Annotated in this window: 20 protein-coding genes and 1 tRNA gene; 10 read left to right on the top strand and 11 right to left on the bottom strand. The window is 69.0% G+C overall.

Annotated features, from left to right (window positions below):
• Positions 1–109: 109 nt before the first annotated feature.
• Together rsgA and ACZ5Z0_RS13835 are read right to left on the bottom strand one after the other, a co-directional pair.
• On the bottom strand, positions 110–1258 hold the full coding sequence (gene rsgA, locus ACZ5Z0_RS13840; RefSeq protein WP_464108916.1) for a ribosome small subunit-dependent GTPase A: 1149 nt from the start codon (positions 1256–1258) through the stop codon (positions 110–112).
• Positions 1259–1488: 230 nt separating this feature from the next.
• A complete protein-coding gene (locus ACZ5Z0_RS13835) occupies positions 1489–1941 on the bottom strand; it encodes an NUDIX hydrolase (RefSeq protein ID WP_138768665.1) in 453 nt (150 codons plus the stop codon).
• Between the two features lie 65 nt (positions 1942–2006).
• Here ACZ5Z0_RS13835 and ACZ5Z0_RS13830 point away from each other — a divergent pair, with 65 nt between their 5' ends.
• Positions 2007–3041 (top strand): pirin family protein, encoded by a 1035-nt coding sequence (locus tag ACZ5Z0_RS13830; protein WP_464108915.1) that lies wholly within the window; start codon positions 2007–2009, stop codon positions 3039–3041.
• A 7-nt stretch (positions 3042–3048) separates the two neighbouring features.
• On the opposite strand, the gene ACZ5Z0_RS13825 is transcribed toward ACZ5Z0_RS13830, so the two are convergent.
• Entirely contained in the window at positions 3049–3981 is a 933-nt protein-coding gene (locus tag ACZ5Z0_RS13825) for an N-acetylglucosamine kinase (protein ID WP_464108914.1), read from the bottom strand.
• A 36-nt stretch (positions 3982–4017) separates the two neighbouring features.
• Here ACZ5Z0_RS13825 and ACZ5Z0_RS13820 point away from each other — a divergent pair, with 36 nt between their 5' ends.
• Positions 4018–5067 carry a nitronate monooxygenase gene (locus tag ACZ5Z0_RS13820; RefSeq protein ID WP_464108913.1) on the top strand — a complete coding sequence of 350 codons (1050 nt, stop codon included), beginning with the start codon at positions 4018–4020 and terminating at the stop codon, positions 5065–5067.
• 40 nt (positions 5068–5107) lie between these two features.
• Here the strand turns inward: ACZ5Z0_RS13820 and ACZ5Z0_RS13815 are convergent, their stop codons facing one another.
• A complete protein-coding gene (locus tag ACZ5Z0_RS13815) occupies positions 5108–6091 on the bottom strand; it encodes a LysR family transcriptional regulator (protein ID WP_464108912.1) in 984 nt (327 codons plus the stop codon).
• Positions 6092–6183: 92 nt separating this feature from the next.
• Between ACZ5Z0_RS13815 and ACZ5Z0_RS13810 the strand changes: the two genes are divergently transcribed.
• A complete protein-coding gene (locus tag ACZ5Z0_RS13810; protein WP_464108911.1) occupies positions 6184–7494 on the top strand; it encodes an MFS transporter in 1311 nt (436 codons plus the stop codon).
• On the opposite strand, the gene ACZ5Z0_RS13805 is transcribed toward ACZ5Z0_RS13810, so the two are convergent.
• Positions 7491–8654: a trans-sulfuration enzyme family protein gene (locus ACZ5Z0_RS13805; protein ID WP_464108910.1), complete on the bottom strand. Its 1164-nt coding sequence runs from the start codon at positions 8652–8654 to the stop codon at positions 7491–7493. The genes ACZ5Z0_RS13810 and ACZ5Z0_RS13805 overlap by 4 nt on opposite strands.
• Positions 8655–8786: 132 nt before the next feature.
• Here ACZ5Z0_RS13805 and ACZ5Z0_RS13800 point away from each other — a divergent pair, with 132 nt between their 5' ends.
• A complete protein-coding gene (locus ACZ5Z0_RS13800; RefSeq protein WP_464108909.1) occupies positions 8787–9293 on the top strand; it encodes an Lrp/AsnC family transcriptional regulator in 507 nt (168 codons plus the stop codon).
• Between the two features lie 422 nt (positions 9294–9715).
• Here the strand turns inward: ACZ5Z0_RS13800 and ACZ5Z0_RS13795 are convergent, their stop codons facing one another.
• On the bottom strand, positions 9716–10957 hold the full coding sequence (locus ACZ5Z0_RS13795) for an MFS transporter (protein WP_464108908.1): 1242 nt from the start codon (positions 10955–10957) through the stop codon (positions 9716–9718).
• Positions 10958–11114: 157 nt separating this feature from the next.
• Between ACZ5Z0_RS13795 and ACZ5Z0_RS13790 the strand changes: the two genes are divergently transcribed.
• From ACZ5Z0_RS13790 to ACZ5Z0_RS13780, 3 genes are all read left to right on the top strand, one after another.
• Entirely contained in the window at positions 11115–11660 is a 546-nt protein-coding gene (locus tag ACZ5Z0_RS13790) for an Lrp/AsnC family transcriptional regulator (RefSeq protein WP_464108907.1), read from the top strand.
• An 18-nt stretch (positions 11661–11678) separates the two neighbouring features.
• Positions 11679–12674 (top strand): magnesium/cobalt transporter CorA, encoded by a 996-nt coding sequence (gene corA / locus ACZ5Z0_RS13785; RefSeq protein WP_464108906.1) that lies wholly within the window; start codon positions 11679–11681, stop codon positions 12672–12674.
• Between the two features lie 68 nt (positions 12675–12742).
• Positions 12743–14404, top strand: coding sequence for an ABC1 kinase family protein (locus tag ACZ5Z0_RS13780; protein WP_464108905.1), 1662 nt, complete (start codon positions 12743–12745; stop codon positions 14402–14404).
• A gap of 40 nt (positions 14405–14444) precedes the next feature.
• Here the strand turns inward: ACZ5Z0_RS13780 and ACZ5Z0_RS13775 are convergent, their stop codons facing one another.
• Both ACZ5Z0_RS13775 and ACZ5Z0_RS13770 read right to left on the bottom strand, forming a co-directional pair.
• Complete coding sequence (locus ACZ5Z0_RS13775) at positions 14445–14774, bottom strand: hypothetical protein (RefSeq protein WP_464108904.1); 330 nt, start codon at positions 14772–14774, stop codon at positions 14445–14447.
• A gap of 24 nt (positions 14775–14798) precedes the next feature.
• The gene (locus tag ACZ5Z0_RS13770) at positions 14799–16391 is read right to left on the bottom strand and encodes an ABC-F family ATP-binding cassette domain-containing protein (RefSeq protein WP_464108903.1); all 1593 of its coding nucleotides are present in this window, start codon (positions 16389–16391) and stop codon (positions 14799–14801) included.
• A gap of 399 nt (positions 16392–16790) precedes the next feature.
• Between ACZ5Z0_RS13770 and ACZ5Z0_RS13765 the strand changes: the two genes are divergently transcribed.
• Complete coding sequence (locus ACZ5Z0_RS13765; RefSeq protein ID WP_138768652.1) at positions 16791–16967, top strand: CsbD family protein; 177 nt, start codon at positions 16791–16793, stop codon at positions 16965–16967.
• Between the two features lie 216 nt (positions 16968–17183).
• Positions 17184–18698 (top strand): LCP family protein, encoded by a 1515-nt coding sequence (locus ACZ5Z0_RS13760; RefSeq protein ID WP_464108902.1) that lies wholly within the window; start codon positions 17184–17186, stop codon positions 18696–18698.
• 120 nt (positions 18699–18818) lie between these two features.
• On the opposite strand, the gene ACZ5Z0_RS13755 is transcribed toward ACZ5Z0_RS13760, so the two are convergent.
• Entirely contained in the window at positions 18819–19391 is a 573-nt protein-coding gene (locus ACZ5Z0_RS13755; RefSeq protein ID WP_464108901.1) for a hypothetical protein, read from the bottom strand.
• 325 nt (positions 19392–19716) lie between these two features.
• Here ACZ5Z0_RS13755 and ACZ5Z0_RS13750 point away from each other — a divergent pair, with 325 nt between their 5' ends.
• Positions 19717–21390, top strand: a complete 1674-nt coding sequence (locus ACZ5Z0_RS13750; protein ID WP_464108900.1) for a phosphodiester glycosidase family protein — start codon at positions 19717–19719, stop codon at positions 21388–21390.
• A 167-nt stretch (positions 21391–21557) separates the two neighbouring features.
• On the opposite strand, the gene ACZ5Z0_RS13745 is transcribed toward ACZ5Z0_RS13750, so the two are convergent.
• Positions 21558–22163, bottom strand: a complete 606-nt coding sequence (locus ACZ5Z0_RS13745) for a hypothetical protein (RefSeq protein WP_464108899.1) — start codon at positions 22161–22163, stop codon at positions 21558–21560.
• 481 nt (positions 22164–22644) lie between these two features.
• Positions 22645–22717: transfer RNA gene (locus ACZ5Z0_RS13740), tRNA-Ala, on the bottom strand.
• Positions 22718–22736: the final 19 nt, after the last annotated feature.

Here is a 22736-nt window from a genome sequence, read left to right as displayed (position 1 = left end):
CGCCGCCGACCAGCTCGGGGACCAATTCGAAGAATCGGGTCCGATACGGCCGGCGGAGCCCGGACTACCTGAGGCATTCGGCACCATTCGTGTTCCGGATGGGCCGGTCTTATTTCGCTCGGCGTTTGCCCTTTCCTTTGCCGCTTTCCCTGCCCCCGCCGGGCTGGTCGTGGCTGAGCCGCTCGGCGGCGCGTTGGCTCCTGCTGGCAACTACCACTTTCTGGTGCCACTCCCGCTGGTAGGCGCGCCGGGCCGCGGCGTCGTGGCGCCGTTCCAATGCCGCCACCTCCCGCTGCATCTTGAGGTAGCTCTCCCAGCGGCGGCCCTCCAGCTCCCCCTCGGCGAGGGCAGCCTGCACGGCACAGCCTGGCTCGCGGCCGTGCGCACAGTCGGCAAACCGGCACCGGGCGAAGAGGTCCTCAAGGTCCCCGAACACCTCGTCCAGGCCGTCCTCGGCGTCGAACAATCCGAAGCCGCGCACCCCGGGCGTGTCCATCAGCACCGAGCCGCCCGGCAACGGCACAAGTTCACGGGAGGTTGTGGTGTGCCTGCCTTTGCCGTCGCCGGACCTCACCGCGCCTGTTTCCTGCGCCCTGAAGCCAACAAGGGCGTTGATCAGGGTGGATTTGCCGGCGCCCGACGGGCCGAGCAGCACGATGGTGCCGCCGGGCGGAAGGTGTCCCAGCAGCTCGTCGAGGCCGTCGCCGTTTTCGGCCGAGGTGGTGACCACGTCGACGCCGGCGGCCTGCAGCATGACCTGCCCGACGACGTCGTCCGCCACCTCGGCGAGGTCCGCCTTCGTGATCACCACCAGCGGGGTGGCGCCGGAATCCCAGGCCGCGACGAGCGTGCGCTCGAGCCTGTTGTGTGTGAGCGGACGGTCCACCGGCACCACGACGCCGACGAGGTCCATGTTGGCACCAAGCACCTGCGCCTCCGAGGACGCCTCGAAGGCGCGCTTCCGGCTCAGCTCCGAGCGGCGGGGCAGCACGCTAACTATGGCGGGCTCACCTACCGGGTTGCTGCCGAGCCAGACCCAGTCGCCGGTGGCCGGAACTTTCCCGGTCCGCGGGTACGGCAGGTGCGATTGGCCGTAGTGGGCCGCCACCAGGACGAGGTTGCGGTCCACCCGCACCACCCGTCCGGCGCCGGTGCCGCCGGGGACCGGATGGGCGGAGAAGAGTTCCGTGACGGCGTCGGTGAAACCGAAACGGACCGGCCCTTGAAGAGCCGTTTGTTGACTGTGCTGAAGATTCAATGGAAACCCTTTGATGGGCCCCGGGAGTGCGCTGCCCGCTGCGGTCAGACCGGTCAGCGGTGTTGGGCTAGGAAATGCGGACGGCCGGGGCAGGAATAATGAGGTGTGAGGTTGTGCGCTGCGCGCGCAGGTCCGTTGCAGTCATCAGTTCCACCTCCCCGGGCATCTGGCGGCCATCCCGGCCGCGGTTTTTCTAGGCTAGCCGCCCGGGCCGCGGGTGGCTAGGGTTTTCAGGCGAGCTTTCCGTCCAGCGGCCGCTCCCGGTAGAGCCGCAGCGCCGCGTCCACGAGCGAGACCCGGTTCAGGCCCGCCACTTCGGCCAGCGGGATCCAGGCGGCGTGGGTGGTGCTGCCGCCCACCTCGTGCCGCAGTTCGCCGCCGGTGATGCTCGCCTCGTAGACCAGCCGCAGGGACTGGAAGTCGCGCTGGCCGCCGTCGAGCCGGGTCTCGGCCGGCCAATGACCGACGTCGATTCCGAGCAGGGCGCCGATCTCGGCATCGTAGCCGGTCTCCTCGTAGATCTCCCGGCGGCACCCGTCCACCGGATGCTCGGCGAGGTCCAGGCCGCCGCCGGGCAGGGTCCAGCCCTCGCGGCCGCCCTGCTTCCAGTACGCCAGCAGGAGGGAGTCCTCGCGGATGATGATTCCGTAGGCGGCCGGGCGGGTGTCGAATGGCAGGGTCATTGATCCAGCGTAACGGCGCAGGGCTGGCCCTGCCGGATCTCCCGTCCTGGCCCTAGAGTTTGAGGGTGACCAACCTCGAAGTTCTTCCGCCCGAAGAAGTCTGCCCCGCCGCCCACAGTGTGGAGGGCGCCGCCAGCGGGCCGTGCCTGCAATTGTGGCCGGCCAGGGAGGTCCCGCTGGGCGGCGTCCGTGCCATGAACGTCTCCCGGACGCTGCCGCAGCGCGGGCTGCCGACCGTGGGCGCGTGGTGCTTCCTGGACAGCTTCGGCCCGGACCGGGTGGCCATGTCGGTACTGCCGCACCCGCACACCGGGCTGCAGACCGTCACCTGGCCGCTGGCCGGCACCATCCATCACCGCGACAGTGTGGGCAGCGACGTGCTCGTCCGCCCGGGCGAACTGAACATCATGACCGCCGGCCGCGGGGTCTCGCACTCCGAATTCGCGGTACTGCCCGCAGTCGGGGCGGACCGCCCGGAGCACGAGCTGCCGCTGCAGCGCGGCCTGCAGCTGTGGGTCGCCTTGCCGGACGCCGACCGGCACCGGGCACCGGCCTTCGAACAGCACCGCGAGCTGCCCGTGGTTCGCGGTGACGGCTTCACCGCGACGGTCATCGTGGGGACCCTCGCGGGCGCCACCTCCCCGGCCAGCGTGTACTCGCCGATCGTGGGGGCCGACGTCAGCTGCGCCGGCCCGATCAACCTGCCGCTGGATCCGGGCTTCGAACACGCCGTGCTGGTGCTCGACGGGTCCCTGGCACTGGATGGCCAGGATGTGCCCCCGGGCCCCCTGGGCTACCTTGGCACCGGGCGCAGCAGCCTGGACCTGGACGCAGCCCCGGGCACCCGCTTCATGCTGCTGGGCGGCGAGCCGTTCGAAGAGGAATTGCTGATGTGGTGGAACTTCGTGGGCCGCAGCCACGAAGAGGTGGAGCAGTCGCGGCTCGACTGGGAAGCCCAGGCCGGCCTCTCGGACGAGGACGCCTCGCGGGCGCGGTTCGGGCTGGTGCGGGGCCACGGTCCCGACGCCGGTCCCGAGTCCGGGCGGATCCCGGCGCCGCCACTGCCCGGGGTGCCCCTGCGCCCCCGGCGCCGGCAGTGATGGTCCGCTAGCCCTGCTCGGCGACGAGCTGGAGCACGCCGAACACCGGCTCCTGCTGCAGGACCCGGACGTCGGTGATCCCGGCGGCGGCGAGGGCCGCGCGGAATGCTTCCTGCAGCCGCGGCACGTTCATGCCGAGCCCGCTGCCCAGGATGACCGGCCCCTCAATGCCAAGCTGCCGGACAGTCTGTTCGGCGAGCCCGGCGAGGTCGCGGCCGGCCTCGTTGATCAGCGCCTGGCTGGGCGCGTGGCCGGCGTCGGCCGCTTCGACGACGAGCCGGGCCTGCTGGGCCCAGAAGCGGCGGCCGGTCTGGGGCGAGTGGAACAGCGCAATCAGCTTGTTCGGGTGGTCCACCCCGCAGGAGTCCAGCAGGGCACGGGTCAGGTCATCCGGTTCGAGCCCCTGGTTCATCCGGCGCAGGCTGTGGCGCACGGCTTCCCGGCCGAGCCAGTAGCCGCTGCCTTCGTCGCCGAGCAGGTAGCCCCAGCCGCCGGCCCGGGCCTCGGCGCCGTGGCTGTTCCGGCCCCACGCGGCCGAGCCGGTTCCCGCAATCACGGCGACGCCGGTGCTGGCACCGCCGGCTGCCAGCAGCAGGCGCGAATCGTGCACGACGGTGACTTTGGCGCCCGGCACGTGCGGGGCGATCAGCGCGGCGAGCGCCGCGGCGTCGTCGTCGGTATCGATGCCGCCGGCTCCGGCGTACACCTGGGCGACGTCTCCCCCGCCGATCCGGCCGAAGAGTTCCGCCAGGTTGCGGACGGCCTCCTCCCGGGTGACGTTCTGGACGTTGGCGCTTCCCACCGATTCGTCCGCCACCGGGGCTCCGGCCTCGAACCGGACTCCCCGGGTCTTGGTCCCGCCGATATCGAGTCCGATCACGGCACCGGAGGGGGTGGAGGCGGAGGGTGCCGGCGCGGCCGGGATGTCAGAATGGGTCACCTGAACAGCCTACTGAACCACCGGCGGGAGTAAGCAATGTCGCACGGCATCTTGAGCACCAGGGTCCTCGCAGCCCCCATGGCCGGCGGGACGACCACGCCGGCTTTCGTGACGGCCGTGCATGCCGCCGGCGGCCTTGGCTTCCTGGCCGCCGGGTACAAGGGCGTTGCCGCCATGCAGGCGGATATCCGCGCCACCCGTGAGTCCGGCGCGCGGTTCGGCATGAACGTCTTTGTCCCGGACCCGGACCAGTTGGCCCCGTCCGCGGCGGTCCTGGCGGAGCTGGAGGAGTACCGGCTCAGTTTGCACGCCGACGCGGCGCGCTACGGTGTGGAGCTTCCGCCCCTGCGGCTCGATGACGACGACGAGTGGCAGGGCAAGATCGATGCCCTGCTGGCAGACCCGGTGGAGCTGGTCAGTTTCGCGTTTGGGCTCCCCGGTGCGGAGGTGGTCCGCGCTTTGCAGCGGGCCGGGTCGGCGGTGCTGGCCACGGTCACCTCGGTGTCCGAGGCCCGGCAGGCGGCCGAACAGGGGGTGGATGCCCTGGTGGTGCAGCACGCGTGCGCCGGGGGCCACAGCGCAGCTTTCCTGCAGGTTTCCGCGGCCACGGGTTCCGCCTTGCCGGGTTCCGCTGCGCCGGGCACGACGGCGGAGCTGGTCACGGCGGTGCGCGCCGCCGTCGCGCTCCCCCTCGCCGCGGCCGGCGGCATCATGGACGCCGCCGGCCTGGATCAGGTGTTGGCCGCGGGGGCCGAGGCCGGCCAGCTGGGCACGGCTTTCCTCCGCACGGAGGAGAGCGGTGCCCGGCAGTTGCACAAGGACGCGCTGGCCAGCCCGCGCTTCACGCAGACCGAAATGACGCGGGCCTTTACCGGACGCCCGGCGCGGGCGCTGGTCAATGAGTTTGTCCGGGACCACCCCAATGCGCCGGAGGCATACCCGGCCGTGCACCACCTCACCGCCCCGCTGCGGGCAGCCGCTGCTGCCGCCGGGGACGCGGAGCGGCTGAATCTCTGGGCCGGGACGGGCTGGCAGCGGGCGCGTGCCGGTTCCGTCGCGGAGGTCATGGCTGGGCTGCTGGGCTGAGGAGCCGCCGGCGGCGGCTAAGGTGCGCGCGCGGATCCGTTCAATTGCCGGAGCGCCCGCGGACGAAGCCGGCCAGCAGCGCCGGGCCCTCGCTGAGCACCAGTTCCCGGAACAGCCGCACCGGGTCCGGTTCGGCGTCCGCTCCCCCGCGCCGTTCCCGCCAGGCCAGGCCGATCTCCCGGAAGGCCAGGCCGGACTCCAGCGCGAGCTCCACCCAGCCCAGGTCCCCTGGCTGCCCCGGGGTGTGGCGGCCAGGGGCCAGGCCGCCGGGCGGGAGGATGCTGACGCCGTGGCCGGCGGATACGAGGCCCCGGGCCGTGTGGGAGTCCTGGCTTTCGAAGGCGATGCGGGGCCGGAATCCCGCTTCCCGGAACAGTGCGTCCGTCAGCGAGCGCATGCCGTAGCCGGGCCCCATTGCAACGAACGGATCGTGCCTTATCTCCGCGAGCCGGGCGCGGCGGCGCGTGGCCAGCGGGTGCGAGTGGTGCACGACCAGCCGCAGCGGTTCCCGGTACAGGGCGGCCGAGGAGATCAGCCGGCTCGGTGCCGCAATGGGGGCAGTCAGGGCGAGGTCCGCGTCCCCCGCCGCCAGTTCGGCCAGGCAGCCGTCCCGCGCGCCCTGGCTGAGGTGGAAGGCCGGCTGGGGATGCCGCCGCCGGAATGCGCTGATCAGCAGCGGCAGCATCGCTTCCCCGAAGGTGTGCTGGAAGGAGACCGAGATCCGCCCGCGCACCACCTCGGACTCGTGCCGGACCAGATCCAGCCCGGCCTGGAATTCGCCCAGCGCCGCTTCGATGTGCGGCAGGAGGGTCTTGGCCGCGGGGGTCAGCCGCACGCCGCGGCCGTCACGGATCAGCAGTTCCGTCCCAATGATGCTGCCGGCCCGCGCGATCCCCCGGCTCACGGTGGACTGTGGCAGTCCCAGCACTTCGGCGGTGGCGGTGATGTGCTGGGTGCGGCCGAGCTCGGCCAGCAGCGGCAGCAGGGGAAGCAGCTGGACCAGCTGCTTGTGCTCCACGTCCACGGCACACCGCTCCTTAACCGTTCCGTATTTGCTATTGATCCTATAAGAAACATGCATTGGAGGCATGTCTTTTCGAGGCCTATTCTGGTGGGATGCCCCGCCTTCCGCTCCGCCATCCCGCTGCCGTACCAGATGCCGGCACGGCGGCCCTTCCCGCTTGGGCAGGCCACCCCAAGGGCTCCGCGGCCTACCGGCGGATCCTGGCCGGCCTGGCCTTCGCCGGCGTCGCAACGTTCGCCCAGCTCTATTCCACCCAGGCCGTTCTGCCGATCATCGCCCAGGAACTGCAGGTGACGGCGGCCGAGGCGGCCCTGACCATCTCGCTGGCCACCGTGGGCCTGGCTGTGACGGTGCTTCCGTGGTCCTTCCTCGCCGACCGGATCGGCCGGGTCCGCGCCATGGCCTGGGGCATCTCCGCTGCCACAGTGCTGGGTCTGCTGGCCCCGCTTGCACCCAGCTTTCCCGTCCTGCTGGGCCTGCGGATGTCCGAGGGCATGGCTTTGGGCGGCATCCCGGCCATCGCCATCGCCTACCTCAACGAGGAAGTCAACAAGGCCCATGCCGCACTGGCGGCCGGCACCTACGTTGCTGGCACCACGCTCGGCGGGCTGGCGGGACGGCTCGTCGCCGGACCGGTCGGCGAACTGTGGGGCTGGCGTGCCGCGGCGCTGGCTGTTTCCCTCATGGCGACCGCCGCGGCCGCGCTGTTCCTGGTCCTGGTGCCGCCGGCGCGCAACTTCACCGCTGCTGCCGCCGGCGGCTTCCGCGGAGCCCTCGCCACCCTGGCCGGCCACGGCCGCAACCCCCGGCTGCTGGCCATCTACGTCCAGGCCTTCGTGCTCATGGGCGGCTTCGTGGCGGTCTACAACTACCTCGGCTTCCGCCTGTCCGGCGAGCCGTTCAGCCTGCCGGCCACGCTGATCAGCCTGATCTTCCTGGCCTACCTCTCCGGCACCGTCTCCGCCCGTTGGGCCGCCGGGCTGACGCTGCGCTTCGGCCGGCGCAGTGTGCTGCTAGCGGGCACGGCCCTCATGGTCGCCGGACTCGCCCTGACACTGACCCAGTTCCTGGCCCTGATCCTGGCGGGCCTGCTGCTTTTTACCGGCGGCTTCTTCGCCGCCCACAGCATCGGCTCCGGCTGGACCGGCGTGATCGCGAGCACCGGCCGCGCGCAGGCCGCCTCGCTTTACAACCTCGCGTATTACCTGGGCTCCAGCGTCATCGGCTGGGCCGGAGGCCTGCTCTTCCAGTCCCTGGGCTGGACGGCCCTGGCCCTCGCGGTGATGGGACTGGCCTGCACGACGGCGGTCATCACCGCCGTCGTGCATCCGGCCGGCGCGGCGAACGCAGGGACGGGGAATGTCGGCGCAGCGGACGGCCCGGCGCGGACAGCGGCGCGCTAGCGGGTCGCTTCCAGGGCCTGGAACAGGTCCGCCACGATATCCGCCGGATCCTCCAGCCCCACGGACAGCCGCAGCAGTGCCGCGTGCGGCTTGGCCTCCGCGGCCACCGGCCGGTGGGTCAGCCCGGCCGGGTGCTGGATGAGCGTATCGATGCCGCCGAGTGAGACGGCGTGCGTGATCATGCGGACGGCAGCCGGGATGCGCTCGGCGTGTTCGGCACTGGTCAGCTCAAATGCCAGCAGCGACCCGGGACCCGCCATCTGCGTTCCGACCAGGCCCCGGGGATCGCACTCGGGCAGGCCCGGGAAGTAGACCCGGCGGATCAGCTCATGCCCGGCCAGCGAGGTCGCGACTTTCTCGGCGCTGGCCTGCTGCGCCCGCACCCGCACCGGCAGCGTCGCCAGCCCGCGGTGCAGCAGGTACGCCGGCCAGGGTGTCAGGATGCCGCCGGTGATGGCCCGAATCTGGCGCAGACGGACGGCCCACTCCGGAGAAACGGCAACCACTCCGCCCATGGCATCGCCGTGGCCGCCGAAGAACTTGGTGGCACTGTGCAGCACCATGGCCGCCCCGTGCCGGTAGGGCTGCTGGAGTACCGGGGTGGCGAAGGTGTTGTCCACGAGCAGCGGCACCCCGTCCGCCGCAGCCACCGCGGCGGCAATGTCGACGAGCTCCAGGCTCGGGTTGGCCGGGGTCTCCAGGATGACCAGCCCGGTGTCAGGGCGAAGTGCAGCGCGGATGCCGTCGGGCGTGGTGAAGGTGACCTCGGTCCCCAGGACCCCGGAGGCCAGCAGGTGGTCGCTGCCGCCGTAGAGCGGGCGGACCGCCACCACGTGCCTCTTGCCGGTGGCGACGACGGCGAGCAGCACCGCGCTCAGGGCGGCCATGCCGGTGGCAAACGCCACGCCTTCTTCCGTAGCCTCGAGCAGGGCGACGCCCTCCTCGAACCGGGCGACGGTCGGATTCCACAGCCGCTGATATACCGTGCTTTGCCCGTCCAGGTGCGGGCCGCCGGTGGCCATCTGCTCGTAGGCGAGTCCGCCGTCGTGGACCGAGGGCAGCGGGGCCGTGGTGGATAGATCGATTGGAACGGCATGGACTCCGAGTTCCGTGAGGCCGTTGCGGCCGGCGTGGACCGCCAGCGAGTCTTGAGAAAGCACCGTACTCCTTATGAATATTCACCGTTGAATGCGGTAAGTATCTGGCACTAATTCGGAGATTTATAGAGGTCGTGAATGGAACTGCCAGAAAGCGCCGTTTATGATGAACTGACACCACATCAAGGAGGATCCGTGAGCAGCCCCACGAAGAATGTTCGGCCCCCCGCCGGGACCAGCGAACCCCTGGACGCCATCGACGAGCGCCTGCTCGCGGCCCTGGTCGCGGACGCGCGGATCTCCAACAAGCACCTGGCCGAACTGGTGGGCATTGCCCCGTCGACGGCGCTGATGCGCACCCGGGCCTTGTCCGAGCGCGGGATCATCCAGGGCTTCGAGGCCAAGCTCAGCCTCGCCGCCGTGGGCCGTTCGGTGCAGGCGCTGATCGCCGTCCGGCTGCGGGCCCACGACCGCGAACAGATCGACCGCTTTACCGCCCGGGTTCCCAAACTGCCCGCCGTGCTGTCCACCTTCCACACCTCGGGCTCGGTGGACTACCTGCTGCATATCGCCGTCGCCACCACCGAGGACCTGCGCGACTGGGTGCTGGACAACCTGGCGACGGATCCGGTGGTGGGCCACACCGAGACCACGCTGGTCTTCGACCACATCCAGGGCAACCACGGGCCGCTGCCGGACTAACCGCCGGCCGTGACGTTGGTTGCGCCCGAGTGATGGGTGTGGTTCCGGTGCCGGTCCGGTGGACATGCCCATCCCTCGCCCCGGCCTGGCGGGACATGCCCATTCCTCGTGCCGGCGGGTGGGCATAGCAGCACTATGTCCATTGCTCGGGCCCAGCACAGGACATGTCCCCGGCCGGCCGACGAGCATGCCCATTCCTCGTGACGGTCCGGTGGGACATGCCCATTCCTCACGCCGGCCCGGTGGGACATGCCCGTTCTTGTTGCCGGCGGGTGGGCATAGCAGCACTATGTCCATTGCTCGGGCCCAGCACAGGACATGTCCCCAGCCGGCCGACGAGCATGCCCATCCTTCGCCCCGGCGCTTGGGCTCGACTCAGTACAGCTAGCCGCGGCCGGCGCCGGGCGGCCTCAGGTAGGCGCTCAGACCCGCGCGCGCGGGGCGTTCCGCAGCGTGACGGCCGCCAGGCCGAGGGAAAAGACGGCGCAGAGCACGACGTAGCCCGACACGGCAGCCTGCAGGCCGAAGGCGCCGGCCGCCACGCCGAGCCCGATCACCGGGAAGGCGCTGCCGAGGTAGGTGATCACGTAGACGGTGCTGATGATCTGGGCGTGGCGGGACGCCTCCACCTTGCCGGCAACGTCGTTGAAGACGGTGCGGAAGGAGACGCCCTGGCCCAGGCCGGCGGTGATGCTGGCGGCGATCAGCAGCCATGGGCTGCTCCAGGCCGCGGCCGCCGCGATCAGCAGCACGGACACAGCCAACAGCGACAACCCGGCCGGCACCACAAAGCGGCCGCGCACGGCCAGCAACTGGCTCAGCGCCGAGGCTGCCAGGGTCAGCCCGGCGAGCAGCCCGATCAGCGGACGGGAGTCCGCGTGGACAATCTGGGCGAAGTAGCCCGGAGCCAGTGAGAGGCAGAAGCCGAAGACGGCGAAGCTGAGGAACCCCACGGCCGAGGCGAGCCAGAACGCCCCACGTGCCTCGCTGGACACGGAGGGGCGCCGGGGTGCGAGGACCTTCAAGGGCTGCGGACCCGCGACCGAGGTGAGGGCGGGCCGGGCCTTGAGCAGGTAGAGCGGCACCAGCAGCGCCAGCAGGACGACCGAGTGCAGGTAATACGGCGTGGAGGTGGGTCCGGGAAGGACGGAGAGCATCCCGCCGATGGCCGGCCCGGCCGCCACGCCGCCGGCGGAGGCCAGCAGCGTGAACCGCGAGGCCCACTCCGGCCGGCTGGGCAGCAGCTCGCGCAGGGCAGCCGAACTTGCGCCGGTGGCCAGCGCCACCGCTGCCCCCTGCAAGGCCCGGCCCGCGCACAACTCCAGCAGGCCGTCCGCGGTGGCGAAGACGAAGCCGCCGGCGAGGCCCACCAGCACCGCCAGCACCAGCGCCGCCCGCCGGCCGATGTGATCCGACCAGTGACCGGCAAGGACCAGGGTGGCCACGAGCGCCAGCACGTAGGCGGAGAAGGCCACCGTGACGTCCAGAGCTGTAATGCCCAGCTTGGCCTGCAGCAGCGGGTACAGCGGGGTCGCGAGGTTGGCGCCGACCAGCAGGGTGAAGATCACGACGCCGGCCATCACCAGCCGTGCGGTGACGGAAGCGTCCCAGCCCCAGCGTTCTGCCGTGGCCGGGCGCATGCGAAGTTCGCTGAAGACGGTCATGGCGGTGCCCCTGCTGCATTGAAGCGGGCCGCGCGCATTCCCTGTGGGGAGGCGCCGACCCGGTGAAAATTGGTACCTCAAGAATGTGGCATGGGTGAGCTTTCAGGCCAAGTTCTGTGCCAAAATTGATCAAAACCATCAATCGGAACCTGTCAGCATGAACCGGAGTGACGATTTGAACAGTCTTGACCCCACCGATCTCAAGATTCTGTTGGAACTGATCAAGGATCCGCGGATCCAGATCGGCGAGCTCAGCGAAATCCTGGGCATCGCCCGGAACACCGCCCAGTCGCGGGTCCGCCGGATGCTGCGCTCTGGCCTGCTGCACGACAGCGGCCGGGAAATCGACCTGGAGGCGGTGGGGTACGACGTCGTCGCCTTCGTGACGATCGAGGTGAACCACCGCGAACTCGACGGCGTGGTGGGCGCCCTGCGCCTGATCCCCCAGGTCCTTGAGGTCCACGAAATCTCCGGCCGCGGCGACGTCTGGTGCCGGGTGGTCGCCACCGACACGCACAACCTCCAGTCCGCGCTGCGCTCCATCCTGCGGATCAAGGGCGTGATCCGCACCGAAACCGTGCTCGCCCTGCACACCCACATCCCGTACCGCACGGAACCGCTGATCAGCCGGCTGGCGCAGGGCAGCGCACTGGCCCCCGGCCGGTCCGCCGCGCGCCGGTCCGGTGCCGCGGAACCCGGCTAGAGGCTGGATAATGGGCCGGTGACTATCATTGACAACGCCGTCTACGTCGACGGCGTCCGCCGCGCCGAGCCCGGCAGCCTGGAACAAACCTTTGAGACCCTGGCCGAGTACGGCGGCATGGCCTGGATCGGCCTGTACCGTCCGACCGAAGAGGAAATGGCCGCCGTCGCCGCTGAATTCGACCTGCACGGCCTGGCTGTGGAGGATGCGATCTCCGCGCACCAGCGCCCCAAGCTGGAACGCTACGACGACAATCTGTTCACCGTGCTCCGGCCGGCCAGGTACCTGGACGAATCCGAAACGGTGGAGTTCGGCGAGCTGCACGTTTTCACGGGCCGGAACTTCGTGGTGACCGTCCGGCACGCCGAAACGGCCGTCGTCGGCCTGGTCCGGCGCCGGCTGGAGCGCCGCCCCGACCTGCTGTGCCACGGCCCGGAGGCGGTCCTCTACGCCCTGATGGACCAGGTGGTGGACGATTACGGCCCCGTGGTGGCCGGGCTGGAGAACGACATCGATGAGATTGAGGACCAGCTCTTCAGCGGCGACCCGCTGGTGTCCCGGCGCATCTACGAACTCGCCCGCGAGGTCATCCATTTCCAGCGGGCGATCCATCCGTTGCCGGCCATGATGGAGCATCTTCGTCGCGGCTTCGAGAAATACGAGGTGGATACCGAGCTGCAGCACAGCCTCCGCGACGTCGAGGACCACGTGGAGCGTCTCATCTCGCGTGCCGATTCCTTCCGCGAGCTGCTGCAGAATGCGCTGACCCTGGACGGCACCCTGACCGCCAACCGCCAGAACGAGGCCAGCGCCGAACAGAATGAGCAGGTCAAGAAGATCTCATCCTGGGCCGCGATTTTCTTCGCGCCCTCCTTTGTCGCCGGCGTGTACGGAATGAACTTCGACAACATGCCTGAGCTGCACTGGACCTACGGGTACCCAATGGCGATCGGCCTGATGGCGGCCACCGCGACGATCATGTACGGCATCTTCAAACGAAAGGGCTGGCTCTAGCCGGCCCCGCGCCGCGGCACAGCTTTCCGCACGGCAGGCGCGCACGGCGCCCCGTGTAGTCTGGCGTCATGAGCGCGCGGCGGGACCGGTTCCGGCACATCGTGGAAACCTTGAGCAGGCACGGGCTGGGCTTCGCACTCGGCCATCTGGGCCTTGACCGGCTGCACCTGCCCGGCCGCCCCTCACCGCTTCTTCCCGAAGCCGCCGGAGTTCCGCTTCCGGCACGGATCCGGCTGGCGCTGGAGGACCTGGGGGCGGTCTACATCAAATTCGGCCAGATCGTCTCCACCCGCACGGATGTGCTCCCGCCGGAATATGCCGCCGAACTGGCGAAGCTCCAGGACGCCTCGCCGCCCGTCCCCGCCGACCAGATCCGCACCGTCATCGCCGAGGAGCTCGGGCCCCGCGCGGACCGGCTGCTGGCATCGCTGCAGGACGTTCCGTTGGCCACCGGCTCCATCGGCCAGGTGCACGAGTCGACGGTCGAACAGGCCGGCGGGCGCGACGACGTCGTCGTGAAAGTTCGGCGCCCGGGCGTGGTGGCACAGGTGAACGAGGACCTGGAGATTATGGCCGAGCTCGCCAAACGGGCCGAGCAGGCGTCGGCGGCCATCGCCGGTTTCCACGTTTTCGCGCTGGTGGAGGAGTTCTCCCAGAACATGCGCGCGGAGCTGGACTACCTGCAGGAGGCTCGGAACGCGGAGCAGTTCGCCGAGAATTTCGCCGGCGACAGCCGTGTCCATATCCCCCGGGTCTTCTGGGACACCACCACCTCCCGTGTCCTGACCCTCGAGCGCGTCCGCGGCATCAAGGTCAACGACGTCCGGGCCCTGCACGCGGCGGGGATCGACACCGGCGGGCTCGCCGTCGGGGCCTGCAACATCCTGCTCAAGATGGTGTTCGAGGACGGCTTCTTCCACGCCGACCCCCACCCGGGAAACTTCTTCGTGGAGCCCGACGGACGCCTCGGCATCATCGACTTCGGGATGGTGGGCCAGATCAGCGACACGGCACGCTGGAACCTGGTCCGGGTGCTGCTGGCCGTCGTCGAACAGGACGCCGGACGGCTCACCACCGCCATGGTGCAGCTCTGCGGGGCCACGGCGGCCGCCGACGCCAGCGGCCTGCAGGCATCGCTGGGCCGCCTCGTCGGGCGATACGCCGGCCGGCCGCTGGCGCAGGTGCCGATCGTCCCGGTGCTGACCGAGCTGGCGGGGCTGCTGCGCGCGCACCGGCTTCGGCTGCCGCGCGAGACGGCGCTCCTGCTGAAGATGCTGATCATGGCGGACGGGCTCGGCAAGCAGCTGGATCCCGGGTTCGAGCTGACCGCCCAGCTGGCACCCTTCACGCGCAGGATCCTCCTCGGATCGCTGTCCCCGGAGGCTCTGGCGTCGAGGCTTAAAAAGCTTGGCTGGGAGGCCCTGCAGTTCGGGACGGAGGCGCCGGAGATGGCCCGCCGGCTACTCGGGGTCTTGGAACGCGGCGGCCTGGACGTGCACTTCCGGGCGGACGAGCTGGACCGGCTGCTGGACAAGGCCGAACGGACCGGCAACCGGATAGTGGCGGGGCTGATCACCGCGGCCTTGATCGGCGCCGTGGGCGAACTCGTGTCCGTCCAGCCGGAGCGCTGGCGCGGCTGGCCGAAGGCCCTCGTCACTGCCGGCCTTGGCGGGGTCGGCGCCCTCGGCGGCTACCTGGCCGTCACCTCCAGGCACCGGCGGCGGAGCTGACCAGCCCACCGCGATAGGCGCCCGGCTGTGGGAAGCACATCTAGCGCGCACCGCGGCGGTTGCGGGCCAGGGCCACAAGGCGGAGGAAGGCCAGGACAAAGCAGGTCTCGATCAAGCCCATCAACCCGAGCCAGAGCCATTGCGCATGGCCGATGAAGTAGACCGCTCCGAGCGAGACCAGCACACTCCCCAGGACGAGGGCGTACACGGCGAAACCGAAGGCGACGCGGGCGCTGCGCACGCCCGTGCGGAAGCCAAAACCGAGAGGTTCACCGCCCGGGTAGCCGCCGACGCGGTCCTGCGCGGCCGGTTCGAGCCGGTCGAATTCCTCCCACGGATCAGAGTCGTGGTCGCGCCGCTGTTCGGCCATAGTCCTATTATCCCGCGCTGGTGCCTAGGCGGCCCGTTGCCCGACCTCGCCGGGCCCTGCACCGGCCGCGCCGAAAATGAGCTGGCGGGTGGCGATCTTCTCGGTAAAGAACCGGTCGTGGCTGACCACAACGACGGCGCCGGGGAAATGCAGCAGCGCGCGCTCCATCACCTGGGTGCTGGAGAGGTCCAGATGGTTGGTGGGTTCGTCGAGCAGCAGCACCGAGGCGCCGGAGAGCAGGCACTGCGCCATGGCCACGCGGGCCTTCTGGCCGCCGGAGAGGTTGCCTATCTTCTGCTTGAGGTCAGCCTCGGAGAACTGGAACATCGCCAGGAAGCGGTTGACGGACTTTTTCGTGGCGCTATAGTCCAGGCTGTCCGGCAGGGCATTGACCGCGTGCGACACGGTGTCGCCGTCGTCGAGCTCTTCCAGCATCCGGTTGTAGGAAACGAAGCCGGGACCTTTGGCCCACGCCACCGCCCCGGAATCGGCCTGCTCCTCGCCGGTCAGGACCTTCAGCAGGGTGGACTTCCCGCTGCCGTTGGCGCCGAGCACCGCGATCCGGTTGCCCTTGCGGATTTCGAAGCTCAAGTCCTCGAACAGGAGTTTTTCGCCGTAGGCCTTGCACAGCCCTTCCACCCGGCACAGCACGTCCTTGACGTGCAGGCCGCCGTAGATCTCGGTGACGATCTGGTCGACGGGGCGGGGCGTGCGGGACTTCTTGATTTTGGCCAGCTGGTTGCCCAGCCCGCGGCCGGCGGCCTTGGCGGCTTCGCGGCGGTCGGCGATCCCCTCGGCCTCAAACGCGAGCAGTTCGGATTCGTGCACGAACTGCTGCTCGAGGGTCTTGAGCCTGAACTGTTTCTGGACCACGTATTCGCCGAAGTTTCCGGGGTATTCGTGCAGGTGGTAGTTCTCCACCTCGATGATCCGGGTGACGACGGAATCAAGGAACGTCCGGTCGTGCGAGACGATCACGGCGGCCCCCTTGAAGTCGCGGAACCAGTTCTCCAGCCATTCGACGCCGGCCACGTCGAGGAAGTTGGTGGGCTCGTCGAGCAGCAGCACGTCCGGGCGTTCGAGCAGGATCTTGGCCAGGGCGGCGCGGTTGCGCCAGCCGCCGGACAGCGCGTCGATCGCGCAGTGGCGGTGGGCGTCGTCGAAGCCCAGGGTGGTCAGCACGGTGTCGATGCGCCGCGGGTAGTCCCAGCCGTCGAGCCGGTCCATGTCCTCAAACAGCGCAGCCTGCCGGCCGATCAGCCGGTCCAGGTCGTCGGCGGCAGGGTCTCTGGCGATGGCTGCGTCAATGGCGGCGAGCTCGGCCTCCAGGGCCTTGATCTCGCCGAAAAGGCCGTCCAGGACCTCGGTGATAGTCGAGTCGCCGTTCAGCTCAGAGAACTGGGAGAAGTATCCCACCCTGGTCCCGAGTTCGATGCTGACTGTGCCGCTGTCCGGAGCCACCTGGTCGAGGATCAGTTTGAGGATGGTGGTCTTGCCGGATCCATTCTTGCCGATCAGGCCCACCCGGTCCCCTGGTTCGAGCCGGAAGAACGCCTCGCGGAGGATCTGGGTGTTGTCGAAGCGGACGCTGACGTCATGCAGCCGGATCAGGCTCACTAATGCTGTCCTCTCAAGGGCGGGGTTCCGTTTCAGACTATCGTGAACCGGCGGGGCAGCCGGACGGGACCGGACCGATGGAGCTGGCGGCCGCAGCTGAAGACGAGAAAGGCTCTACAAGTCGGACGTGCCTACCGGCTGGGTGCGTCCTTCGGCGCGGCAGCAGGCATCGGGACGGCAGGGGTGTTCACCGTAGGAAGGCCCCCCGGATCCGCCGTCGGGGTGGGTGTGACCGTCGGCGCCGGAGTGACCGTCGGCGCCGGAGTGACCGCGGGGAGCGGGCGATGAGTAGGATCCGAGGCTGCCTGGACCCTTTACTACTTGAAATCCTCACAGTAAGCATGCTTATGATGAGGTTGCGGTCGGATCGATTGGCCGCCAACCTGAGGAGGAAACAGCATGGGACTAGGTGACAAGATTCAGAACGCTGCCGAGAAGGCTGGCGGCAAGGGCAAGGAAGCGGCCGGAAGCGCAACGGGCGACGAGAGCCTGCGGGCCGAGGGCAAAGCTGACCAGACCAAAGGTGATTTGAAGCAGGCCGGCGAAAAGGTCAAGGACGCCTTCAAGAAGGACTAGCCTCTATCCAACCGAAGGGCGCACTGCTGCATTGGTGCGCCCTTCGTTGCGTCAGGACGGACCTGCCAGAACAGAGTCTCGGGTCCAGAAAGTTTCGTTGCCCGATCATGACATACCTGGGCGATTCGGGCGCCCCGCATACGGTGTTGCTGGGTGGCTTCCCAGCAACACCCAGTAACATGGCCGGGTCCGCACGTCCCCGGAGAGGTAGCCCCATTGCGTCACGATTTGCCCGGCCGGGAAACCGGCGCCCCCGCCCCGTATCCCGGGCGTGGCACTCTGGTAGAAAGCAGCCTTAATCACCCCGGCCGGCGGCGTCCTCGCTGGCTCAAAGTCTCCGGCATCGTCGCTGTAGCGCTCCTGGTCGCTGTTGTCGCATTCGGCGGCTACTGGCTCTGGCGGCTCCAGTCCAACATCAGCACCTCTGCCCTGGGCGCCGGTGGTGTGCGGACCGAAGGCCCCGTCGATGACAGCAAGGACCGGCTGCAAATCCTCGTCCTGGGCAGCGACACCCGCAGCGGCAAGAACGGCCAGTACGGGTCCGCGGCCGATTCCTCGGGCTACGGTCAGTCCGATGTGATGATGCTGCTGGACATCTCGGCGGACAACAACCACGTCAACGTCGTCAGCTTCCCCCGGGACCTGCTGGTGGACGTCCCGGCCTGTAAGGACAGCGCCACCAACCAGGATCACGCGGCCCGTCCCGGGGCCATGATCAACAGCGCCATGGCAGAGGCCGGGATTGGCTGTGCCGTGGACACGGTAAGCAAGCTCACGGGACTCGAAGTGGACCACTTCATGATGGCCGACTTCAACGCCGTGAAGGAACTCTCCAACACCGTCGGCGGCGTTGATGTCTGCGTCGCTTCCGCCGTCAACGACCCCGATTCCGGCCTGCGCCTGCCGAAGGGCACCTCCCAGGTCCAGGGCGAACAGGCCCTGGCCTTCCTGCGGACCCGTCACGCCTTCGCCGACGGCGGGGACCTTGGCCGGATCAAGGCCCAGCAGTCCTTCCTGGCTTCGCTGACCAGGAAACTCAAGGCCGACGGCACCCTGGGCGATCCCCAAAAGGTCCTGGGCATTGCCGACACCATGACCAAGAACCTCACGGTCGACGACGGGCTCGCCTCCGTCCCGACCATGCTGACCCTCGCCGGCCGGCTCAAGAACATCGACCCGGCCAAGGTCAACTTCATCACTGCCCCGACCGTGCCCGCCGCGTCCGATCCCAACCGGCTGAGCCTGGACGAACCCGCCGCCTCAAATCTCTTTGCTGCCCTGCGCCGCAGCCCCGATCTCTCCCAGCCTGCGCCGTCGTCGGAAGCACCGGCCGAGGCGCCCAGCGCGCCCGCGGCTCCGGCCTATGACAAGGCCCTTCAGCCGGTCACCGTCGCCAACGGCACCAACCTGCCCGGCAGGAGCAGCGAGATCGGGGCGCTCCTCACCGGGGCCGGGTTCACCAAACTTGCCCGGATTCAGGCCCAGCCGCGGCCGCAAACCATGGTCTACTACGGCGCCGGCTTCGCGGACGTCGCCTCCGACGTCGCTGCACTGTTCGGCCTGCCGCCCGCAAGCGTCCAGCAGGTAGCCGGCGTCCACGGTGTCCAGCTCTACGCCGGCCAGGACTTCGCCGCGGGCACCAAGCCGTCAGCCCCGGAGTCGAATGCCGACGGTGCGGTCTCCCAGACGGCCAGCGACCAGACCTGCCAGGCCACCAGCCAGGGAGGCTAAGCAGCTAAGCGCCGGGCCTGCTGGACCGGAGGGACCGGCCTCCCGAGGGGCGCGCTGCGCTGCCGGGTTTAGAACACACGTCAGGGAGGGCCCCCAAGGCCCTCCCTGACGTGTCAGTTGTTAGCGTCCGAAGCGGTCGGACCCTTCGTGATGGTCTCCGTGCCGGCTGTTGTCGTGGCCGTCCTGGTCCGCACGGCCCCGCTGAAGGCCCTCATCGTGGCGAGTCTTTGCATGCTCGGAGACCTCCTTGTCTTCCGAGGCTTGAGCGGCTGCGGCGGGCTTGGCCTGTACAGGCTCCGCCGCTGGCGCGGCAGGCTTTGCGGCCTCGGCTTTCGCGCCATCTCCGTCTGCCTCAGTTTCTTCCGCGCCTACGGCATCTTCTCCGGCTTTGTCGCCTTCGCCGGTTTCCGGCGTTTCAATGGCCGGCGCCGAAGCGGCCGGACTTGAAGGGACGGGTGCCGGCGCCGAGGTAGTCGGGGCGGGCGACGGCGTTTCCGCGGCGGGCGACGAGGGTGCCGTCGGTGTTCCTGAAGGCGTCTCAGTCGGCGCGGGGGCCGTAATCGCCGGCTGGCTGCCGCCGTCGACAGTGGTGATGCTCGTGAACGCTGCCGCGCCGCCGCCAAGGGCGACCGCACCCGCGGTCACCGAGGTGATGAGGAACTTGCTGGCTGCAAAACTGGTCAGAATAGGCATAGAGACCTCCGGAATTTCTCGTCTTGATTGCTCATTGGATATTTCTCGGATCAGGCTGCGGCTGCCTCACCGCGTGCTCGGACTAGCCGACCGCCCACAACCAAGGTAGGCATAGTCACCAGCGGTATTCAGCCTTCTTGCGGGATTCCTGAGTTACTGTTCACCTCGTCTTCACCTTGGAAAGACATTCGCCCGGGCACAGACGTCTTGGCCACCGCTCAGACCGGCGCGGCTCGCGTGAACCTAATTTGAAGCCCTGGTCAACAAATATCCCCGGGCCGGCTTTTGGCCGGATCCCGCCGAGGTATCTCTATACGGTTGACCCATGAATTCCTCCCCGACGCACCGTAACGCACTGACCGGCGGCCTGATCCTCGCCATCTTTGCAGCACTCCTCAGCCCCTCGGGCCCCGCTCAGGCGGCCGACGGGCAGAAAGGTGATGCGGGCGCCAACCAGGGCGCCCACCTTACCCTGGGTGCCCCTGACCTGCCGGAAAAACGGGAGGTCAGCACCCTGGCCCCGGGTGTGACGCTGACCAAAATCAGCCGTGGCGGGACAGACGCCGCGCTCTTTTGGACTGCCGAGGTGGCCATCCCGGCCGACTCGCCGGATCCGGACGCGCCCTCCTCGGCGCTTTCCAGCCAGGCAACGGCACAGGCTACGGCTGACAAGCTCAAGGCCGCCGGCGTCGACGCCCGAGTCGAACATGTCCAGTCCCCGCAACTGGCCGACGCCGGCGGCGACCTGGGCTACCGGGTCAGGGCCGGCCGGTTCACCACGAAAGCCGGCGGGGATCCTATTGCTGCGCGGATCAAGGCCGCAGGGTTCGCCTCGTCGGTGGTCTACACCGGCTGGGACGGCGACAGCGACACCAGTACCAAAACCCGCGGCCCATGGAACCTCGACGTCATCACGATCGACCCGAAGGCCTACCAGGGACAGCTCTCTGCCTCCTTCGGCCCAGACCTGGAGAAGCGCGAGACAACCAGCCAACTGGCGGCCGACGCGCACGCCATCGCCGGGGTCAACGCCGGCTTCTTCGTCTTTGACCCGAAGGCAGGAGCGGAGGGGGATCCAGCCGGCGTCGGCGTCTACGGCGGCAAGACACTTAGCGAGCCCGTGGCGGACCGTCCTGCCCTCGTCATTGACGGGGAGAAGAACAAAACCTCAGTCGAGCGACTGACCTGGTCCGGGTCTCTTTCCTCCGCCGCCGGTGAGGTCGCCCTGGACGGCATCGACCGTGTGCCGGGCCTGATCCGCAACTGCGGTGGCGCCAACGACCTGCCGACCCCGCTGGCCCTGCATGACGTGACCTGCACGAACGCTAACGAGATCGTCACCTTCACCCCGGAATTCGGGCCCTCAACGCCTGCCGGCCCCGGGCTCGAGGTCGCGGTGGACAGCCACAACACCGTCATGGCCGTCTCCGAGACCCGCGGCGAGGCCGTTCCCGCCGGCGGGCGCACCGTCCAGGCCACCGGCAACGACGTGGCGAAACTCCGGGCGCTTGCCCCGGTCGGCGCCAAGCTGAGAATCGGCACCGATCTTGTCGACCTGGGCGGGAAAGTCCTCCACGCCAACAAAGCCACCAGCGTTGTGAACGGCGGACCGGTGCTCGTCAAGGACGGCCAGGAGGACGTCACCGTCAAGCGCGACGGCATGGTTCACGCCAACGACGGGAACAGCTTCTACTACGGCTGGGTCCATAAGCGGAATCCGAGGACCTTTGCGGGTATCGACGCGCAGGGCAAAACGATGCTGGTCACCGCCGACGGACGGTCGACCAACTCGCTGGGCCTGAGTCTGAAGGAAGAGGCCGACGTCGCCAGGTCCCTGGGCATGGTCCAGGCGATCAACCTCGACGGCGGCGGATCCACAACGGCAGTCGCCGGCGGAGCCGTTCTCAATGCCCCGGCCGGTGGGGCCGAACGGGCAGTCGGGGACGCTCTCCTCGTGCTGCCGTCCCGCAAGGACGACCAGCAGGACGCGGCGAAATAGAGCAAACACCGGCCGGCGTAATGCCGCCGTCTTGACCGCCGGACGCCAGCCTGCGAACAAGTGGATGATGGCGAGGCGCCCGGGAGCGCACCATAATCTCGACATACTCGCAGACGCAACAAGAAGGGCCCCGGAGCACGTTCGCTCCGGGGCCCTTCTGCCAGGTGTTACTTGCGGGACTTGCCGTGCTCGCCGGAGTCGCCGTGGCCGGAGTCATTGCGGCCCGACTCACCGTGACCGGTGGCCGGAGCAGCCGACGCAGCAGCGGCCGGGGCAGCGGCTGGGTGCTCGTTGTGCTCACCCTGCTCGTCGCGATGCTCTCCGGCGTTCGCCTGACCGGCTTCGTTGTTCCCGTCCGCGTGCTCCCCGACCTCGCCGACCTCGACCTCGCCGACCTCGCCTGCCTCGTTGGCTTCAGCGGGCTCGGATGCGGCCGGGGCCGGAGCGACAGGTGCCGGAGCCAAGGGAGCCGTGGCCACCGGGGCTGGAGCTGCCGGGTCCGTCCCTGGTGCCGACGGGATCGCAGCCGGGGACGTGGTCGCCGGAGCGGGCGCAACCGGTGCCGGAGCTGCCGGAGCGGTGGTCGGGGTAACCGTCGGGTCGGTCGTGGCCGACGGGACCGGCGTCACCGTGGTGACGGCCGGATCACTCGGGGCGACTGTCGCGGTGGAAGCGATTGCTGCGCCGGCGCCGCCGGTGGCGACCACCGAAGCTACAACAACCACTTTGCCGGTGGTACCAAGGGCGCCGAGAAGAGAGAAGATTCCTGCCATGAGTGTTGGTCCTTCCTGAAGACCTACTTGAGTGTGCCAGGCCGCCCCCGCGGCCATCCGGGCGCCACGTTACCCGACAGATCGAAATACGTCAGAGCGTTCTCGCAATACTGGGCCGATCCTTGGCAATTCCTGCGTCACGGGCCGACAGCACCTCCCGGGCGACGTGCTGGACGGACCCCGGGTGCGTTCGGGAACGCGAACTTCACCGTATACAAACCGGTAGAGGGAGGCTTTGGATCAGCCGATGGTCTTGGCGGCGTGCGAGGCATTCGTGCCTTCGGCAATGAGACGGGCACGGTAGAGCTACTCCGCATCAACGCGGCTCTTCCGCGTCCGCATCGGGATCCGCGGCTTCGCTAGGCTGACCCACCTCGCACACAAGGCCTGTCTCGCGTTGGGTTCATTGAGTCGTCTACCGGCCCAACGTGTCATCAAAGTGTTTAATGCAACTCGCGGTCTCAAGGACCCCTGCAAATTGTGGAGCTAAGGAGATTCGAACTCCTGACCTCTTCGATGCGAACGAAGCGCTCTACCAACTGAGCTATAGCCCCGCAACAACGCCGCTCCCGA

The sequence above is a fragment of the Arthrobacter sp. T2-23 genome (assembly GCF_055398325.1).
This window is presented reverse-complemented; position numbering and strand designations above follow the sequence as displayed.

Excerpts from the sequence above, each read along its gene's own strand:
- ACZ5Z0_RS13835 (WP_138768665.1), bottom strand. The coding sequence starts at position 1,941 with ATGACCCTGCCATTCGACACCCGCCCGGCCGCCTACGGAATCATCATC.
- ACZ5Z0_RS13820 (WP_464108913.1), top strand. The coding sequence starts at position 4,018 with ATGTCGCACGGCATCTTGAGCACCAGGGTCCTCGCAGCCCCCATGGCC.
- ACZ5Z0_RS13810 (WP_464108911.1), top strand. The coding sequence starts at position 6,184 with ATGCCCCGCCTTCCGCTCCGCCATCCCGCTGCCGTACCAGATGCCGGC.
- ACZ5Z0_RS13795 (WP_464108908.1), bottom strand. The coding sequence starts at position 10,957 with ATGACCGTCTTCAGCGAACTTCGCATGCGCCCGGCCACGGCAGAACGC.
- ACZ5Z0_RS13790 (WP_464108907.1), top strand. The coding sequence starts at position 11,115 with ATGAACCGGAGTGACGATTTGAACAGTCTTGACCCCACCGATCTCAAG.
- ACZ5Z0_RS13780 (WP_464108905.1), top strand. The coding sequence starts at position 12,743 with ATGAGCGCGCGGCGGGACCGGTTCCGGCACATCGTGGAAACCTTGAGC.
- ACZ5Z0_RS13775 (WP_464108904.1), bottom strand. The coding sequence starts at position 14,774 with ATGGCCGAACAGCGGCGCGACCACGACTCTGATCCGTGGGAGGAATTC.
- ACZ5Z0_RS13765 (WP_138768652.1), top strand. The coding sequence starts at position 16,791 with ATGGGACTAGGTGACAAGATTCAGAACGCTGCCGAGAAGGCTGGCGGC.
- ACZ5Z0_RS13755 (WP_464108901.1), bottom strand. The coding sequence starts at position 19,391 with ATGCCTATTCTGACCAGTTTTGCAGCCAGCAAGTTCCTCATCACCTCG.
- ACZ5Z0_RS13750 (WP_464108900.1), top strand. The coding sequence starts at position 19,717 with ATGAATTCCTCCCCGACGCACCGTAACGCACTGACCGGCGGCCTGATC.
- ACZ5Z0_RS13745 (WP_464108899.1), bottom strand. The coding sequence starts at position 22,163 with ATGGCAGGAATCTTCTCTCTTCTCGGCGCCCTTGGTACCACCGGCAAA.